Genomic DNA, 16,202 nt, shown 5'->3' with positions numbered 1-16,202 from the left:
TCACGCATAAATGCGTATGTAAGAGTTATCAAAGTCAACATCGTCGTGTCCTTTCGACATTTTGTCTGCCATCTGTGCAGCAAGGTCAACGATGTTCTCTTTTGCTATTTCGGTTTCTGTAGCCCATTCGAGCTCAGCAGGTTCAATGCTTTTATCAAACTTAAAGAGCTTAACGCCTACCAGGTAACGGCGTGGGTTCTTAAATATCTGATAGCTATTCTTTAGCCAGTCGTCACATCGGATCACATTTTTGCGAATAGTCTCATCGTCTGTCTCGCGTTTGAATGTGAGCTGCATATAACCAGTAAACGACTTCACGAACTCGCCATCATCGCGCTTCTGCTGTACGGCTTGGTTGCGCTTACGCTGTGCTAGCTTCTTGCGTTTATCGCGGTTTTTAGGTTTTGGCATGGTGCGTCTCACTATTTCTTTTAACGACGGTGCTTAATGCTGCGGTCAACATGGTCGCTTTGTTAAGCTCAGTGTTTTCAGTCTTATATGTTTTAGTCGCGTTAATAGCGCCTTGCGCTGATCGCGGTACGGCTAGTAGATTAGACACTTCACAATTAAAACTATCACCGTCTAAAAATCGAATAGTATGGTCTTGCGGTAGCGGACCGTATTCTTTTTCATAGTTGTGCCGATGTAGCGGTACCCATTCATCTTTAGCGATTTTGATATGTAATTGCTGCTTACCGCCTTTGTGCACTGAGCCAATCGGCACTTCGCTACCTGGGTTCGCGTTGTTGTACCGCTTTAATTTATGTACTAGGCAATACCAAACGATTTGATTTTTGGATAAGTTAGTACCAAAGCGGGTATTAAACATTTTGACCAATGCTTTGCGAGTATTAAACGCTTGGTGCTTCTTGATAAACGCGCGTTGCTCGGTGGTGTAGGTATGTGCGCCTTTACGACTATACCTGCCGATATCAAACCGTCCCGTACTATTGCTTTTAAGCTTTCTAGTACGGCAGTAAGCGTTCATCATTGACGTAGTAGCTTCAGTGCCAAACTCAGCGTTGAACAGCTCCGCTAATTCCTTGCGCGGTATATCTGCTTGATGCTTAACGATAAAAGCGTGCTGCTCATCGGTGTATCTATGATATTTAGCCATCTTTAGGTCCCTCCAAGCCGCCATACCCAACGCTTAATAATGATTTGTCAAAGTCGACTTCTTGCTGCATTTTCTCGAAGGCGAATTTGGTCGCGTCAAGTACGATCCGGTGACCGTCTAATATCTGCTTTGAAATATCGGTTACCGCTTTAGTGCGTTTGATTTCTTCCTCTAGCTCTTCGCCGTCAGATTCCATAACGTTAGCGAGCTGCAGAGATAGTGAGCGGTTTAACTGTTCTAACATACTCATAATTAAGTCCTTTTCATTGCGTTAAGTAAAATGTCTTGAACGCTACGCTTGGTGTCGCGGCGCTCCATAATGAGTTCATCGACGGTATCTTTTGCGATGATGTGATAAATAAATACGGGGCGCTTGTGTCCGGCTTGCGCTTGGCGCGTGGGTCCGATACGCTCCACAATCTGCTGGTACTCTTCTAAGTTCCACCAATGGCCGAAGACGACTAGGATATTGCCGCCGTCCTGAAGGTTTAGCCCGTGACCGGCGCTCGCAGGGTGGGCGAAAAGTATCGGAATTTTACCCGCGTTCCAATCGCGTATCGTTTGCGGATCACTGTCCAAAACTTTACCTTGCTTAAAAGCGGCTTGCAGTCGTGCCAAGTCACTTTTGAAGTGGTAAGCGACTAGCACGGGCATACCCGCAGATTCCTCAACGATGGATTCGACCGCTTGTAATTTGGCGTCGTGCAACGGTTGCCAGTTGCCGCCTTCGGTATAAATCGCGCCGTTTGCCAACTGCAGGCACTTGATAGTTTTAGACGCGGCGTTCATCGCTTCGACTTCAACGTTGCCAAGCTCAAAAAACATCTCTTTTTGCATCTTGTCGTAGAGCGTTCGCGCTTTGCTTGGTAGCTCAACGTAAACGTCTGTGACGATAGGCTTTGCGATATCAAAGTAGTCGTGTGCGTCGAGCGTTAAGCAGATATCGCTTAAGCGTTCTTGGATTTGCTCTTGTGCAAAGTCGTGCGGCTCTAAGCGCACGGCAAAGCGCTGTGCGCCTACTTGGATACTCTTAAACCATCGACTTTTAAAAGCAGTAAACGAGTAGCCTAAGCGTTCGCCACCATCTAAGAAGTAAGCCTGTCCCCATAAATCGATTAAACCGTTTGGGCTTGGCGTACCTGTTAACTCAATAAAGCGGTCAACGTGGCTATGCGATATCTTTGCCAATGCCCTTGCGCGTTTAGATCCGCCGCGTGAGCGATAAGACTTTAGGCGCGTGGATTCATCGGCAATGATGGTTTTAAAAGGCCATTTCTTACCGTAGTGTTCTATGAGCCAGGGTAGGTTTTCATAGTTCATGGTATAAACGGCGCTATCTGTTTTTAGTGCAGCTTTGCGCTCGTTAGCGCTACCCAATATCGGCGTAACGTCCAAACCTTGAAGGTGTGACCATTTAGCCGCTTCATCTGGCCATGTGGTCGCTGCTACTCGTTTGGGCGCTAAGACTAAAACTGGCTCAGGTTCGACCAGTTGTAGATTATCGATAGCGGTTAAGCATACCGAGGTTTTCCCAAGCCCCATGGAAGCCCAAAGAGCATTACGCTTGGTGCTTAGGATATGGTCAAGCGCTATCTGCTGATAATCATGTGGTACAAATTCCTTTGGCACGTCTAAGCCCCCTTATCATGTCTTCGCGGTGTTCGGCGATGTGCTCTTGGCGCGTCATCACCTCTAAGTTTTCTGGTCGGTTATCGCGCTTATTACCGTTTATGTGATGTACTACGTCGTCAAAGGTGAGTTTGCGACCTATCATCTTTTCAGCTACGGTTCTGTGCTCATGCTTCTGGTCGCGCTTAACATACCAAAGACCTTTACCAGTGCCGCGCAACTTATCGCCGGTATTCATTTGTCCGCGACGCGACTGTTCTTCAGATGAAAATAGCCGCGTATGGTGCCCGTGTTTATAAGTGTGGGCGGTAAGTTCGCCGCAACCACAGCCGCAAGGTTTCATACGTCTTAGCTTTTTCATTACGTGGTAATGTTTATTGCAAACTCCCTTACAACGTATCTCGTTGTCGCATCCTTCGGTGGTACAGATGCCTTTTGCTTTATTTACTTTTGGCATCTTTTATCTCGCTTATAAGTTGGTCGACTTCGTCTTTGGTGCTGACGCTGACAACAATTTGCCCAGCGCGGCGCATTCGAGTATGTTCGCGTTCTTGTCCGGCTCTCGGCTCTTTGCCTGGCGCTTTGACTTCTACCCAAACAGTGATATCAGGCGTCATGATTAAGCGGTCGGGGCAGTGGTTGTGTCCTACCCATTGCGCTTTACGTATCTGCCAATCAGTACCCTTTTGCGCTTGCTTGACAAGATATTGCTCAATGTCCTTTTCAGTGATCACGCATTAACCTCGCTTTTCAATACCAGGTCATAAGACTCGGGCAGTATGACCATCGGCTTATCTTGTGAGAATGAAGTCAGTACCATTTGCAACATCATCTGCTGCTCTGGAGTCGTACCGATTTGGCGAATACGTCCACAAGGTAATTGCTGGATAAGTCCGATGTGATTTTCGTCACCGTTAATAATTTGAGCCATAATTAATCCTTTTTATATCGGTAGTCTTCAAAGCCACCTGCGGCAAGTGGCATGTCTTTGGCCCATGGCGGGTTAGCCGCTAGCAGTTCGCTTAGGTGTTCATGGTTAAAGTCGTCAGTATCAGGCGCTTCGCATATCACTTCATCGTGGACGGTTAAAACAATCTTATAACCGGCTTTGTCGATGGTGTGCATGTTGTGCGCTAAGATGTCGCGGCTCATGGCTTGGCAGATATTCTCAAAGAGCTTACCGCTGTAAGTGCTGAGATACTGCCATTTGCGGGTATACTGGTTCATGCCTTGGTATTGAATGGTGTCGTCTTTGATGCGGATATTTGGGTAACATAGATAGCGACCGCTTGGCAGTCTGATACGTAACCAAGTACCGTCACGACGTATGGCCAATTTACCCGCTCTGAACGTTTGGCCTTCAGCGTTAATCGCATTGCGGCAAGCGTTCTCCAAGTCATACCAAAGCTGATTGATATTACTGTGGGCATTTCGCCACATGCGTTTGAGCGTGTCACACGTAATAAAAGCTTTGTCGCTCATGGTGTGCTCGTATTCTTTGTCCTTTTTACGGACGGCGAGCCATGAGCGTGACGCTTCAACATCGTGCGGCGGTAGTGTGTCCCAAGCGTCGTCTGCGAGTTGGTCAAGGTCAATACCGTAAGCGATTGCGAACGTAGTAAAAGCACCTACGCCGCCGCCGTAACCCAGTGCCAATTCCTGCACCTTACCGATTTGCCGTTGGTCTTTAGTGACCGCTTTAGGCGATACGCCAAACGATTTAGCGTAAGCCAGTTTATAAAGGTCGTAGCCTTGTCCTTTGTCAAAATCAGCAAAGGCTTTTAGCTTCCACGTTTCACCGGCAAGCCATGCTTGAGCGCGTCCTTCAATGTTCGATAAGTCACTGACGACTAGCTTTTTGCCTTTGGGCGCTATGATGCAGCCGCGTAGCGCTGAGCTTGTCAGCTCCATGATGTTATCGGTGATAAACTCGGCGCAGTCTGCTTTGAGCGCTTCGATACCGGCGTTGATAGCATCATCGTGCATGGTTGGGCGTGGCAGGTTTTGTGGTTGGAATGTGCGACCTGCCCAGCGTCCAGTGCGTGCGGCTCCGGCAAATTGCAATGTGCCACGAAGTCGCCCATCGCTGTTGGTAGAACGCGCGAGCGCTTGGTATTTACTGGTACTGGTCGTACTTGCTTGCAGTCGGTTATTGAGAAGGTCTTTGACTGCGCTTGGTAAGTCCGGATCATTGATACGGCGCTCAAGCGTAGACTTTTGCATATCCGGTAAATCGATACCGTATTCGCTCAAGATAAATTCGAGTAGCGCTGCGCGTTGTGTTGCTGATTCAACGGCACCGTCTGTCATTAGCTGCGCTTCATTCGCTAAGCGTTCTTTTTCGATATCGATTGCTATGAGCGCAGCGTCTACCAGTTCGGTGTCTACTTTAAAACCTCTATCATTGATAATCTGGTCAAGATGCCAGTGCGGTATCTCGCTTGCCATATTCCAATCGGGCATGGCTTTATCGACTGCTCGCATAGCTTCAACATCTAAGCGCGCGTATTCGACAAACTTCGCCCATTCTTCAGGGTGTGTGTCTTTGGTCGCGCGTTCGAGCGTTCTGTTTTTACCTAACGGCTTGCAGAATAATTGAATGAGCTTTTTACCGTCTTTGTCTTTGGCTTGGTCAGCGTCAACCCCTAGGATGGTACAAAGATTATCAAGGCTACCGACTAAGCTGTGGCTGTACGCTTTAATCATCGTATCGCGCCATTTGCTCAGATCCGCATTGAAGCCGTTAGCTTTTAACACGTTTCGGTCAAACATTGAGTTATGAGCGATGATAACGTCGGCGTCTGCTAATAAATCTTCGATAGCCATGCGGTAATCGGCGGTGCCCGTTAAATCAAATACTTTAGCCGGTTCATCGTTCCAAGCGTAAGCGAAAAGCATAATCTCGGCGTCAGCGGCGTATTTATAGGTGCCGTGCTTGATAGGCGTTTCGCTGAAGGTTTCTAAATCTAAAAATAGCGTATTCATGGTTTTACTCGCATAGGCATTACGATAAAATCGCCGAACTCATGTGATCCGTGAAGCCGGTAACTGGCGTTGTATTCTTCATACTCAAAAGCAGCGTTGGCGTCCTGGCTGTTCAGTGCATCGACAAGATAGTTTTCATTCACAGCGGTATCTAATCCCGTATGAAAGAGGTATGGGTTTTTACCGTCTATGCCTTTGGTTAATTCGCCAAGCGTTGCCTGTGTTGTTACCGCGTTTGCCATACGCTTTGTTACTCGTAAATAATCAGGTGCGTGTAGGTCAGGCGTTACGCTCGCAAGGGTTAGCGGACAGTACCAGCCTTCCGGCAAGTCGCTTTTAGCGATATGTATTCGCCCACCGTCCGAGGCGTATGCCGTACCGTTTTGCACACGTACATAATTTAGATACTTACGTTCCTCGTTTACCGCAGCGGCTTTGGCGACCCAATGCAGTGCGCTTGTCGCTTTTTTCGGTAAGCTCGGAGCGAAGTACAAAAGCAAGCTGTCAAGCTCGTTATTATTTAGTGATTCGCCTTTTTTAAGTTTGACCGCCATATTGTAGGCGGCTTTTTTATTCGCTTTTCTAGCCTTTCGGGATAAGCTGAAATGTGCCACGGTATTACTCCTTTTCGGGTTTATTTAGTTGAGCCAACTGGTCGACTGTGTGATGGGTAACACCCAATTGGCTCACTAAATAAAACTGCTTACGGCAGTTAATCGATTTTTTAAGACTTAATTGTCTATGCGCTTATACGAAGTCTTCAGCGTCTGCGCCTTCGCTGATATCGTCAAAGTCGTCGGTAGATGCTACGCCGCCGCCAGTGAATGAGTCGCCATCGGCAAAGAACTGAATACCTTTGAGACTGGCGTTGATACGTTTGCCCCATTGGTTGTCTTGCGGCCAGATATCGACTACGGCGTTGACGTAGCAACCTGCATAGACAATGCCGTCAGCTTCAGTTAATGGGCTACGGTCTTTACCGACTACGGTAGGACGTTGACGGTTGGTAGCAGATAGCGCCATGTTGCCTTCAAAACCTTCGTACTCAGCTTTAGAGTCGCCATCGATAAAGCAGATTTTGTTACCCGCTTTTAGCTGTTTGATGGTGCTTTCAGCCTTAGCGGTCCATTTGGCGGTCGCGGCTTCTGCGATAGCGGCGTTAATTTTCTTTTCGTTTTCGCTGCCTTTCTCGATGATCAACTGCGCACCGAAGTTATCGAACTGCTCAGATGGGCGGAAGATGTTAGGGAAGGCGATGCGTACGTTTTGTAAGATTACTTTTGACATTTTATTTAGTCCTATACGTTGGTTATATCGTCGAAGTCTTCGACAGTGTTAAAAGAGAGGGCGGGTCTTGGGTCGTTACCTGCGGCAATACTTGGTTTGCCTTCAGGTCTTACAATAATGGCTTGTAGTTTGTCCCACTGCGTATCGCCTAATGTTCCCGCTTTAGCGAGTTTTTCAGCAGTAGTGGGGCTAATGATTTTCTTGTCGTACATTTCATCGACTTTTAAGCGCATCGATTTGAGCGTGGTTTCAGCCTCGTTTGCGTCCGACCATTTACGGGCGCCGCCACGTCCTTCCACCAGTTTCAAATCCCCAACGCTTTCACCGTTTATGAGCTTGGCGTACGTGCCTTGCTCAACGGCTTTTATCCAGTCTTTGAGCAAGTCGATTTGCCCGTAAACCTTGGCGAGCGTGTCGCTGTCGTACTTCGCGTCGCTTACGGTGTAGGCGCCATCTAAAGTCTCGAAATCATCACTAACTAACTTGATGTTGTGCTCGGCAAGCGCCTTGCATTCCGTATTGGCTTTGCAGTAGCGGCAAGCGCTGGTACTTGGCGCGAATAGCTCGGTTAAGTCGCTGCTAACGTCTAAACTATTGATAAGTTTTGCCGTATTGGTCACGCGCTTGGCAAAAGCATTAAGCGTGTCGATATCGGCTGTCCACTCGCTGACATGGTGTAAACGAGGTTGGCTGATGATTAATCGCACTTGCTTGAAGTCACCAATCAGGCTGTACTCTTCCATTGCTGCAAGGCCATAGATCATGAGCTGGGTATTATTCTCAGCGTCTACCTTTAAGCCTTGTCCGTACTTCAAATCGACAATGATAATTTCATCATCGGTGAGAATTACCGCGTCTGCCGTACCACCTGCGCCTTCCTCGCCAGTGAGCGGCGTGAGGCTGAGGCGTTCTTCTACAAACAAATCGCCTTGGGTGCTAGCTACTAAATCGTCCACTAGGTCGATATAGACTTGTACATACGCCGCCATGTCTTGCGTGATTTCAAACTTGGCGAATACATCTTTAGGCATCCAATCTTTGCGATCTTGCTCAAAACAACAATCACCGTTATCAAAGACTAGAATGGTTTCACCTACGCGCTCGGCAGGCGTTGTATGTCCGAACGACAAGCTTTGTTCGGCTAAATAGTGCGCGGCGGTTCCTTCAGCAGCATAAATACTGGCGCTGTCCGGTTTACCGTCCTCCATCAAGGGTGAAGCGGGGCAGGTGAGCCACCGTCCACTCGATGATGGGCTTAGTTTGGCGTGTGCCATGGTTCACTCCTTATGCCGCTTTGCACAGTGCGACAAGCTCGTTATATTGACTTGGCTCAAGTCCTGGTAAGTTCTTAGCGCCTAGCTGCTTGAATATGGCAGCGACTGCGGGTTTACCCTTGACGGCTACCGCATCGATGACAACCGTTTTGGCTTCTTCAAAGGTGACGGGTTCATCGCTTTCAGGTTCCGAGCCATTAACTACCGGTTCGACTTCTTCAGTGGCAGCTTCTTCAGGGGTGTCCTCTTTAACTTCAGCGACTTGCGAGTCGCTTTGCTCCGCTTTTGCCTTATGCGCATCGTGTTCAGCTTCAAACTCGGCAACCGCTTTGTTGATCACTTCGTTCAGCTCAACATCGTCGCCAGTGCTGACCGCTTCGGCTTGGGCCATGTCGCAGTAGCGGTTGATGCTTTCTGCGATAGCGTTGCCGGATTGTGCCAATGCGCCAAGCGCTTCAGCTATTTTGGTAATTCCGCTTTCAATACTCATAATGTTTATCCTTATTAGGCTATGCTTGCAGCCGTTGGTTGGGTTAACTTCAAAATTTCATGACAGGCGTATTCGGTAGCGCTTTGCTGCTCATCTTGGATGGCTTGTAGCAGGTTTGATAATCTTAGGCCTTCCGCTTTCATATCCCCTTTAAGCATGTTGCCTTTGGCGATGTCGTTCGCGATATCTATGGCGTGTCCTAAGAAATCGTCTTCGGGTAGCTGGGCGCTGACTTCGTTCAAAACGTCTTCTACATCGTTTGGGCAAAGTAGCTCATCGTTTAAATCAAACATCTCATTAAACTGGTAAATCAAAGCGCGTTCCGTATCGGACGTGCTGAACTCGCAAACGTCATGCTCAGCGAGAGTAAGCAGTTCGCGGGCGTCTAGCGCTTTTAGTTGGTTCAAGGTGTATGCCATGTCTAGTCCTCTCTGTTAGCACGTAAAAACTCGTTTGCGTGCTCATTGGCTTTCTTAAAATCATCACTGGCAAAATCTATGTAGACTTGATCAGCGGGGCTTATATAAGTGTCACGGATGCTATCTTTGTGAATCTCGATAGCAGCTTGGTCATTAGCGGCTTGTGTGGCACAAGCCCTTGGCAGTAGCACTGTTAAAGGCGCTATGATGATTGCTATAAGCAATACGATTATTGAGCGTTCCATAACTCGGTCCTTGTTAGTTGCTTACTGCATACGACTGGCGTACCAATCGCATGTATGTAAATAACTAAATCTGTGCTATCCACATATACGTCTCAAAGGCGCTTACACAGATAACTAAAGTCAATAAAACACAAGGCTGATATCTCAAGGTCGAATCCATGGCGGCGTGGCGCGTCCACTTCGTATTCTCTCAGCTAGGGCTTCACACTGCGTTTTACTAACAGTTTTCAAACTCATGCGTTAAATAGTTTTAGTGATTTCTCACAAGGCGTTCGCCCTTTCGATGTGTATAAGGTAACTTAACTTACCTTTAGTGTCAAGAAAGAAAGTAAGAAAAGTTACCTAATTTTCGATAGGTAACAAAAAACCCCATCAATGACGGGGCTTGTAGGTATGAATTATTTTTCTATTTAATCGTAAAAATCTACCGGTTCGCGATAGACACACCAACCAAAGGGTAGATTGTTTACTTGTTTAGAATTTTTTATAAAGTGACATATCCAATAATATTCGTAAGGTTTCATTATTTCCTCAATACTTGATTGCGCTGGACTGCCACGCCGCAGATTGAAAAAGGAATGAACCGGCTATCAATGATAGGAAAATCTGGGTTAGAGGGAATTAATTGTGAATACTCTTCGCCAGTTGCTTCGTCAAAGCCCCGCGGGCGCCACTTCTTGAAAGTTACTGCCTTCTCACCCTTACGTAGCGCGACAACATAGTCAGCAGGATTAGGCTGCATATCTGGATCTATAAGAACTAGCTCCCCTGATTCAAAATCAGGCTCCATACTGTTACCTTCTAATTTTATCCAATATACGTTTGGGCCACAGTCACCAATAACGGGTTCTGATTCATCAGATATCGCATCGTCGTGATATTCACAAAAAGCGCCAGCTTGGACAAAGTTTAAGACAGGTGCGCGTCTAACGGGTTTGTCTTGTATTTTTTTGAAATTATCACCGTCACCTGCGCCGTGTGTTAAGTACTCAATACTGCAATCGAAATAGTCAGCTATCGCTTGAAGGTGTTCAAATTTTGGAGGGTTTTCATCATCTTCCCAGTTTTTTATTGAAGTTTTTGAAACGCCTATTTTTGTGCCAAGCGTATCGCGTGCGAGCTTTTTATCTTTTCTTAATTTCAGTATTCGCTGACCTAAAGTATTCATAACACCTCCTTCCGTATTGGTAAGTTATCTTACCACTTGATAAGGTAAGTTTTCTGTGCTTTAATAGGTAACTTAACTTACTTTTTAAATATATTAAGGTAACCAACATGACTAAATCGGAAGCTCTTGAAGTGGCTGGCGGTTCAGTGAATGAGCTAGCCCGAATGTTAGGTATTAAACACCCTGCTATTTCGCAATGGGATGATGAGCAAATTCCTGAACTACGCGAATATCAGATTAAAGATATTATCAAAGAGCGTAATGCTCAGAGAAAAGAAGCCGAACCAGCCTAACACCTTGTAATTAACATTACGGCAATAATGCCTTACACAAAACGTTTTTATAGATAGACAGGACACGCAAATGCAAGTAATAGACGCAGCACACAAGACGGTACACAACGAAAAACACGGTGGTTCTCCTGTTATTGCAGCTCGTATGGGTATGTCAAACAATGTGCTCAACAGCAAAGTAAACCCCAATTGCGATACGCACCACCTACGTTTGGATGAAGCGTTGACCATTATGGAATTTACTAATGACCACAGCATCATCCAAGCGATGGCTCATCGTCTTGGTGGTGTGTTTTGTGAAGTGAATGGTGAAGCGACAAAGGATGAGCTGATCATGACCGCGTTGTCAGCATCGGCTTGTCAAGGTGATGTGATGGCTGAGATGCACAAGGCATTAGAAGACGGCCGCATAAGCTGCAGCGAGTTGGACGTTCTATCGAACAAGATACAGACCGCTATGTCAGCACTGCAGTCCCTTAATAATCACGTTAAGCGCAAACACGCGAAAGATAATCCACATTTACAAGGACAGTAAATTATGAACTGCGACGACTGCCCAAACGCTCTTAATGGCAAATGCTGTCACCAATCAATTAGACCAATCCCAGCTTTGGTATTTACCGATGCAACAATCTCAACACTCAAGGCGAATTGGAACAAACATTATCAACAGTTAGGAGTATGGCATGTGCTTGAACAACGCAATCTTGTTTGATGAAGCCGCCAATGACGAAGCAGATCGTCATGCTCGAATGGTGCAAGAGCAGCGAGAAGGGTGGGATGGTAAAACTCAAGACGAAGAAAAACCCCAGTCAACGGCGAATTGATGGGGTTCATTTCTCTTTTAACACAACTAAGGATAAGTAAACCATGAGTGACCACAATATGCAAGCAAAAAGACTGTGTGACGGCGCGTATAGCATCGTACCTATTAATAAAGGCCAAAAGGGGCCAATGATCAAAGAGTGGCAAAAGAAAACCTTTACCGCTGACGATATCGATGCGGGTATCGGGGTGAAGTGCGGCATTGGTGAGTATCCAGTGTGCGCCATAGACATCGATGTGCTGAACCCTGAACTGGCGTCGGCATTAGCGCAGTGGTGTCATGACAATTTAGGTATGACCGTTGAGCGTGTCGGACAAGCGCCAAAGACGATGCTTGTATACCGTGCCAGTGATAGCGGCTGGTCTAAAGCGGCAAGCCGTTGGTTTACCGATAGCAGCGACATAAAGCAGCGTGTCGAGATACTGGGGAAAGGGCAGCAGTTCGTCGCTTATCACATTCACCCAGATACTAAGGAGCCGTACGAGTGGACCGATATGCTTGGCGGTCTGGAATACACGCCAGCGTCTGAGCTACCAATAGTCACTGCTGATGAAATAACGCAAGTGCTAGAAGTCTTTGAGCAGATGGCGTTAGATGCCGGTATGCAAGTTTGTAGCGGCTCATCTGCTAAGACTATCAATAGCGGTAAAGCTGATCCTGAAGACTTCACTGCCGGTGCCAAAGTAGGCGTGACGCTAAAAGAAGCGGCAAAGCTACTCAATAACCTTGACGCTGCAGACTACGACCGTTGGCTCCAAGTCGGCATGGCGTTACATCATGAGTACGACGGTAGCGATGATGCGTTTAACGTTTGGGATGACTGGTCGCAAAAAGCGGATAACTACTCAAGTGATGAAGACCTAGAAAAACGCTGGTCAGGCTTTGGTCACGATGGTGGCGGTATCACTATTCGCACATTGCTCAAGTGGGGTAATGACGCCAACACGCAGCAAAAACGTGCACAGAAGCGTGACGCTATTCAAGACTACAAAGACCGTATCGAAGAGTGTAGCGATGGCTTTGAGTTTGAAGAGACGTTACGCGCTATTGGCCGTGAGCTTGATAAAAACGAAGTTATCACTTGCAATGAAGTACGCGCAACCGCTAAGACAAAATACAAAGCCATGATGAAGCAGTCTATCTCAGATGCCAACATCAATACGCTTTTAGGGCTTGGGCGTGATACCAGCGCTGAGAACTTAGAACGTCAGATGCAATATACCGAGTTCGGTAACGCACGCCGTATGCTTGAGTTGTTCGGCGACAACATTATGTTTGCTGCGGATACCGAGACCTGGTATCGCTGGACAGGGAGTTACTGGCGCGTATCGGCACAGGCTGAGCTTGAGCAGTTATCTAAAGATACGCTCATGCAGCTTATCGCTGATGGCGCTGAGCAGGGTATCTTGGCCAGTGATCAATACGACTTTGTTAAGAACAGTCTAAAAGTCGCCATGATGACTGCCATGGTAAAAATCATCCGTACTGAAAAAAGCATCTTAGTAAATACTGGTGACTTAGACGCTAACAAAATGCTGTTTGGTGTGGCCAACGGTGCTATCGATTTGACCACGGGTGATCTAATACCGTCGGACAGACTGGACCGTATCACGATTGCCAGTCACACCAAATATAAGCCTGATGCTAAATGCCCACTGTTTGAGCAAACCGTTAGTGAGTGTTTTTACGGAGATACTGAGCTGGTCGAGTTCTTCCAACGTCTGATGGGTTACACGCTACTTGCGGATCCTAAAGAAGACATCATCGTCATACCGTACGGCACCGGTAGTAATGGTAAGTCGACTGTCTTAGGCGCTATCCGTGACGCGATGGGTGCGCATGCTATTACCGCATCCAATGAGACGTTCTTAGGTAGTGGCGGCGCTAATGCTGGTGGTCCGCGTGACGATATCCTACGCCTTCGCGGTAGTCGCTTTGTTTATGTGACTGAGCCTGATGAAGACCGCGAATTAAAAGAAGGGTTGATCAAATCGATGACTGGCGGTGAGGCCATGGCAGCGCGCGCGGCATACTCACGCACCTTCGTACAGTTCACGCCCACATGGACAGTCATCCTACCCACCAACCACAAACCAATCATTAAAGGTGACGACTTCGGCATCTGGCGCCGCATCATGCTCGTACCCTTTACCCGTAACTTCAGTACCGATCCCGATATCGTCAAAGACAACGACCGTAGCGAAAAGCTCAAGGCTGAGTATGAAGGCATCCTGGCATGGCTCGTACGCGGTGCGATGGCTTATTTAGAGATAGGGCTGAACCCGCCAGCCATCGTTGAGGAAGCGCGTGACGAGTATAAAAGCGATATGGACCTACTCGCTGAGTGGATAGAAGAATGCTGTGAGATTGGTCGGGATAAGGTCGCTACTAACGCGGCGCTGTGGGCCAGTTGGAAACAGTTTGCTGAGGTGCGCGGTGAGCTGAGATATATCAGTAATGCTAGAACACTGAACAAAAAACTGGAAGCGCGAACATACGTGAAAAGAGTCAAGAACTCTGATGGTATTCGCGGACGCGGTATTTTGGGTATATCCGTCAAAGATGACTTTGAGAATGTAGAGGACGGCATGGCGTAATACTTGCGGGTACGTCGTTAACCCGCAATCTTTGCGGATTGGCTTCTATATTTGGGACGGTAGGGGCGATAGTTTTTAACATTTTATTTTAATTAAGGGTAAAAGTTAGGTTTTTAAGATATTTGGGACGATAAGGACGATAAGTACCCCATTTTGAAAAACCTCTCTTATATAGACAAGTCTTTGTTATATGCCCTTTTATCGTCCTTATCGTCCCAACTCTATTTTTACCCCCTTATTTATTCTTTTTCTAAGTTAAAAAAAAGAATAAAGGGAAAATATAGATAGACAAAAGTTTGTTATTAGTTTTAAAGGCGCCGGAGCTGAATCCCTGCCTAGAAGGGACGCCGGTTTAGAGTATAAAAAAGTATATCGAAGTTTATAAATGTTTATCGAGGATTGGGTTATGAGTGATGTTGATTGCACGTTTGACGATGGGATTGAACTACAGACTTTCGGGGAGCTACCAGTGAATAAGATGAGATTAATCGGCATAGCGGGTAAAGCTCGTAGCGGTAAAGACACAGCCGCAAAATATCTGCTAAAAAAACTAGGCGCTGATTGGTATAGCGCTTCGTTCGCGGATCCAATGAAAGCCATGCTTAACGCAATCGACGTCGATACTAGCGATGAGGCTAAAGACCTACCCGCCAATCAATACGGTGTCTCTACACGTCACATGCTGCAAACGCTTGGCACGGAATGGGGTCGTAATCTCATAGCTGACGATTTTTGGCTAACGGTTTTCGAGTCAATGAATGCGGGACGATGCTTGATTGTTCCAGACGTACGTTTTGATAACGAAGCGGACTTAATACGTAAGCATGGTTTTCTGATCCACATCAAAGGACGCGGCGGCATCGACGGTGGACATGTATCAGAGCAGACATTAGCGGTAAAGCCTGGCGATATTGTGATCACTAACAACAGTACGCTGTCTGAGTTTTATGCAAAGCTTGACTCGATAGATTTAGACCGCGAGGCCGACCAATGATCACAAAAGACAAAACATGGATAAACAAAGAAAGCGGCGAGCCGGTACTCATCTTGCGAGTCGCTAAGACGTACGTCACCTATCAAAACGCCCAGGGCGACATTGGCAGCAAACACCCAATGATATTTTTGCAGGACTTTGAGGAGCAAGGCGAATGATTGATGAACTAGGCATCAAGGCTAAACTTACAATGTGGGGGCGCTGGGTAGGCCGCGGCAATATCGCAGCATCAACAGTAGGCGGCGGTAGCGGCGGTAGCGTCGGTAGCTGCAGTCCGTTAGGTTATAAATCAGCGTGGAGCTTCATACTGCCAAGCGATGGCGGCGGCGTTGATATCGGTTGTGACGATGATATGTTAGATATTGAACACGCGATGTCCTATCTCAAAACGCATGATGCTTTTAGTTATCGACTGATCAAGCTCAAATACCGATACGGCTATAGCTACCAACGACTGGCGCAGAAGCTCACTAAATCAATGCCTGAGTATAGACGCGGCGGCATTAAAGCAGGTATGAAGATGTGCCACAAGCACTGCAAGACGTTAGTTGACAGAGCTGAATCAGAAGTTGAGCAGCTATTAACAGAAGAAATAGTTTGACTTCTGACCCAGACCTATAGTATAAAGGTGTTATATTGTATGCATCCGCAGCGGAAGGTGGTAAATACAAAACCTATTCAAGCCCTATCTTAAATGATGGGGCTTTTTTTATGCCTATAATTTAGCGATGGACGGCTATGAACTACGAGCTAACAAACAAGCAGCTTTATCATCGATGGGATGATACAGACAATGCTATTGCAAAGCTGTACTGGCTGACTAAGCTAAGAGACCGCGCTAATTGCAGGTATCGTGATGCACAATATTACGTTGATCT

Annotated in this window: 21 protein-coding genes; 6 read left to right on the top strand and 15 right to left on the bottom strand. The window is 46.9% G+C overall.

The window, feature by feature from the left end; translation table 11 throughout:
- From ACS8FA_RS22945 to ACS8FA_RS22875, 15 genes are all read right to left on the bottom strand, one after another.
- The gene (locus ACS8FA_RS22945; RefSeq protein ID WP_427608081.1) at positions 1 to 411 is read right to left on the bottom strand and encodes a hypothetical protein; all 411 of its coding nucleotides are present in this window, start codon (positions 409 to 411) and stop codon (positions 1 to 3) included.
- Entirely contained in the window at positions 398 to 1,117 is a 720-nt protein-coding gene (locus ACS8FA_RS22940) for an HNH endonuclease (protein WP_439265968.1), read from the bottom strand. Before ACS8FA_RS22940 ends, ACS8FA_RS22945 begins: the two co-directional genes overlap by 14 nt.
- Entirely contained in the window at positions 1,110 to 1,367 is a 258-nt protein-coding gene (locus ACS8FA_RS22935; RefSeq protein ID WP_439265966.1) for a hypothetical protein, read from the bottom strand. Before ACS8FA_RS22935 ends, ACS8FA_RS22940 begins: the two co-directional genes overlap by 8 nt.
- A gap of 2 nt (positions 1,368 to 1,369) precedes the next feature.
- Positions 1,370 to 2,746 carry an SNF2-related protein gene (locus ACS8FA_RS22930; RefSeq protein ID WP_439265964.1) on the bottom strand — a complete coding sequence of 459 codons (1,377 nt, stop codon included), beginning with the start codon at positions 2,744 to 2,746 and terminating at the stop codon, positions 1,370 to 1,372.
- Positions 2,721 to 3,203: an HNH endonuclease signature motif containing protein gene (locus ACS8FA_RS22925; protein ID WP_439265962.1), complete on the bottom strand. Its 483-nt coding sequence runs from the start codon at positions 3,201 to 3,203 to the stop codon at positions 2,721 to 2,723. The genes ACS8FA_RS22930 and ACS8FA_RS22925 overlap by 26 nt, the downstream gene beginning before the upstream one ends.
- Positions 3,187 to 3,480 (bottom strand): PDDEXK family nuclease, encoded by a 294-nt coding sequence (locus tag ACS8FA_RS22920; RefSeq protein WP_439265960.1) that lies wholly within the window; start codon positions 3,478 to 3,480, stop codon positions 3,187 to 3,189. Before ACS8FA_RS22920 ends, ACS8FA_RS22925 begins: the two co-directional genes overlap by 17 nt.
- The gene (locus tag ACS8FA_RS22915) at positions 3,477 to 3,677 is read right to left on the bottom strand and encodes a hypothetical protein (RefSeq protein WP_439265959.1); all 201 of its coding nucleotides are present in this window, start codon (positions 3,675 to 3,677) and stop codon (positions 3,477 to 3,479) included. Before ACS8FA_RS22915 ends, ACS8FA_RS22920 begins: the two co-directional genes overlap by 4 nt.
- 2 nt (positions 3,678 to 3,679) lie before the next feature.
- Positions 3,680 to 5,731: a DNA polymerase gene (locus ACS8FA_RS22910; RefSeq protein ID WP_439265957.1), complete on the bottom strand. Its 2,052-nt coding sequence runs from the start codon at positions 5,729 to 5,731 to the stop codon at positions 3,680 to 3,682.
- Positions 5,728 to 6,345, bottom strand: coding sequence for a hypothetical protein (locus ACS8FA_RS22905; protein WP_439265956.1), 618 nt, complete (start codon positions 6,343 to 6,345; stop codon positions 5,728 to 5,730). The genes ACS8FA_RS22910 and ACS8FA_RS22905 overlap by 4 nt, the downstream gene beginning before the upstream one ends.
- A gap of 133 nt (positions 6,346 to 6,478) precedes the next feature.
- Positions 6,479 to 7,018 (bottom strand): ssDNA-binding protein, encoded by a 540-nt coding sequence (locus tag ACS8FA_RS22900; RefSeq protein ID WP_439265954.1) that lies wholly within the window; start codon positions 7,016 to 7,018, stop codon positions 6,479 to 6,481.
- Positions 7,019 to 7,029: 11 nt separating this feature from the next.
- On the bottom strand, positions 7,030 to 8,292 hold the full coding sequence (locus ACS8FA_RS22895) for a DUF2800 domain-containing protein (RefSeq protein ID WP_439265953.1): 1,263 nt from the start codon (positions 8,290 to 8,292) through the stop codon (positions 7,030 to 7,032).
- Between the two features lie 10 nt (positions 8,293 to 8,302).
- Positions 8,303 to 8,782, bottom strand: coding sequence for a hypothetical protein (locus ACS8FA_RS22890; RefSeq protein ID WP_439265951.1), 480 nt, complete (start codon positions 8,780 to 8,782; stop codon positions 8,303 to 8,305).
- Positions 8,783 to 8,796: 14 nt separating this feature from the next.
- On the bottom strand, positions 8,797 to 9,201 hold the full coding sequence (locus ACS8FA_RS22885; protein WP_439265949.1) for a hypothetical protein: 405 nt from the start codon (positions 9,199 to 9,201) through the stop codon (positions 8,797 to 8,799).
- A 2-nt stretch (positions 9,202 to 9,203) separates the two neighbouring features.
- On the bottom strand, positions 9,204 to 9,446 hold the full coding sequence (locus ACS8FA_RS22880) for a hypothetical protein (protein WP_439265947.1): 243 nt from the start codon (positions 9,444 to 9,446) through the stop codon (positions 9,204 to 9,206).
- 523 nt (positions 9,447 to 9,969) lie between these two features.
- A complete protein-coding gene (locus ACS8FA_RS22875; protein WP_439265946.1) occupies positions 9,970 to 10,614 on the bottom strand; it encodes a LexA family protein in 645 nt (214 codons plus the stop codon).
- Positions 10,615 to 10,721: 107 nt separating this feature from the next.
- Between ACS8FA_RS22875 and ACS8FA_RS22870 the strand changes: the two genes are divergently transcribed.
- The 6 genes from ACS8FA_RS22870 to ACS8FA_RS22845 all read left to right on the top strand — a co-directional run bounded on the left by ACS8FA_RS22870 (position 10,722) and on the right by ACS8FA_RS22845 (position 15,925).
- Positions 10,722 to 10,907, top strand: a complete 186-nt coding sequence (locus tag ACS8FA_RS22870) for a Cro/CI family transcriptional regulator (protein WP_439265944.1) — start codon at positions 10,722 to 10,724, stop codon at positions 10,905 to 10,907.
- Between the two features lie 70 nt (positions 10,908 to 10,977).
- Complete coding sequence (locus ACS8FA_RS22865; protein ID WP_427608053.1) at positions 10,978 to 11,442, top strand: phage regulatory CII family protein; 465 nt, start codon at positions 10,978 to 10,980, stop codon at positions 11,440 to 11,442.
- A gap of 151 nt (positions 11,443 to 11,593) precedes the next feature.
- The gene (locus ACS8FA_RS22860) at positions 11,594 to 11,734 is read left to right on the top strand and encodes a hypothetical protein (protein ID WP_439265942.1); all 141 of its coding nucleotides are present in this window, start codon (positions 11,594 to 11,596) and stop codon (positions 11,732 to 11,734) included.
- Between the two features lie 43 nt (positions 11,735 to 11,777).
- The gene (locus tag ACS8FA_RS22855) at positions 11,778 to 14,330 is read left to right on the top strand and encodes a phage/plasmid primase, P4 family (protein ID WP_439265940.1); all 2,553 of its coding nucleotides are present in this window, start codon (positions 11,778 to 11,780) and stop codon (positions 14,328 to 14,330) included.
- 406 nt (positions 14,331 to 14,736) lie between these two features.
- On the top strand, positions 14,737 to 15,324 hold the full coding sequence (locus ACS8FA_RS22850) for a deoxynucleotide monophosphate kinase family protein (protein ID WP_439265938.1): 588 nt from the start codon (positions 14,737 to 14,739) through the stop codon (positions 15,322 to 15,324).
- A 154-nt stretch (positions 15,325 to 15,478) separates the two neighbouring features.
- On the top strand, positions 15,479 to 15,925 hold the full coding sequence (locus ACS8FA_RS22845; protein WP_439265935.1) for a hypothetical protein: 447 nt from the start codon (positions 15,479 to 15,481) through the stop codon (positions 15,923 to 15,925).
- Positions 15,926 to 16,202: the final 277 nt, after the last annotated feature.

The sequence above is a fragment of the Psychrobacter sp. 1Y1 genome, from assembly GCF_051847395.2.
GTDB lineage: Bacteria > Pseudomonadota > Gammaproteobacteria > Pseudomonadales > Moraxellaceae > Psychrobacter.
Note: the sequence above shows the minus strand (reverse complement) of the source record. Positions and strands in the feature narration are given on the sequence as shown.

Coding starts and splice junctions, on each gene's coding strand:
- ACS8FA_RS22885 (WP_439265949.1), bottom strand. CDS start 9,201: ATGGCATACACCTTGAACCAACTAAAAGCGCTAGACGCCCGCGAACTG.
- ACS8FA_RS22880 (WP_439265947.1), bottom strand. CDS start 9,446: ATGGAACGCTCAATAATCGTATTGCTTATAGCAATCATCATAGCGCCT.
- ACS8FA_RS22865 (WP_427608053.1), top strand. CDS start 10,978: ATGCAAGTAATAGACGCAGCACACAAGACGGTACACAACGAAAAACAC.
- ACS8FA_RS22925 (WP_439265962.1), bottom strand. CDS start 3,203: ATGCCAAAAGTAAATAAAGCAAAAGGCATCTGTACCACCGAAGGATGC.
- ACS8FA_RS22845 (WP_439265935.1), top strand. CDS start 15,479: ATGATTGATGAACTAGGCATCAAGGCTAAACTTACAATGTGGGGGCGC.
- ACS8FA_RS22935 (WP_439265966.1), bottom strand. CDS start 1,367: ATGAGTATGTTAGAACAGTTAAACCGCTCACTATCTCTGCAGCTCGCT.
- ACS8FA_RS22875 (WP_439265946.1), bottom strand. CDS start 10,614: ATGAATACTTTAGGTCAGCGAATACTGAAATTAAGAAAAGATAAAAAG.
- ACS8FA_RS22890 (WP_439265951.1), bottom strand. CDS start 8,782: ATGAGTATTGAAAGCGGAATTACCAAAATAGCTGAAGCGCTTGGCGCA.
- ACS8FA_RS22855 (WP_439265940.1), top strand. CDS start 11,778: ATGAGTGACCACAATATGCAAGCAAAAAGACTGTGTGACGGCGCGTAT.
- ACS8FA_RS22910 (WP_439265957.1), bottom strand. CDS start 5,731: ATGAATACGCTATTTTTAGATTTAGAAACCTTCAGCGAAACGCCTATC.
- ACS8FA_RS22945 (WP_427608081.1), bottom strand. CDS start 411: ATGCCAAAACCTAAAAACCGCGATAAACGCAAGAAGCTAGCACAGCGT.
- ACS8FA_RS22915 (WP_439265959.1), bottom strand. CDS start 3,677: ATGGCTCAAATTATTAACGGTGACGAAAATCACATCGGACTTATCCAG.
- ACS8FA_RS22870 (WP_439265944.1), top strand. CDS start 10,722: ATGACTAAATCGGAAGCTCTTGAAGTGGCTGGCGGTTCAGTGAATGAG.
- ACS8FA_RS22940 (WP_439265968.1), bottom strand. CDS start 1,117: ATGGCTAAATATCATAGATACACCGATGAGCAGCACGCTTTTATCGTT.
- ACS8FA_RS22860 (WP_439265942.1), top strand. CDS start 11,594: ATGTGCTTGAACAACGCAATCTTGTTTGATGAAGCCGCCAATGACGAA.
- ACS8FA_RS22900 (WP_439265954.1), bottom strand. CDS start 7,018: ATGTCAAAAGTAATCTTACAAAACGTACGCATCGCCTTCCCTAACATC.
- ACS8FA_RS22895 (WP_439265953.1), bottom strand. CDS start 8,292: ATGGCACACGCCAAACTAAGCCCATCATCGAGTGGACGGTGGCTCACC.
- ACS8FA_RS22850 (WP_439265938.1), top strand. CDS start 14,737: ATGAGTGATGTTGATTGCACGTTTGACGATGGGATTGAACTACAGACT.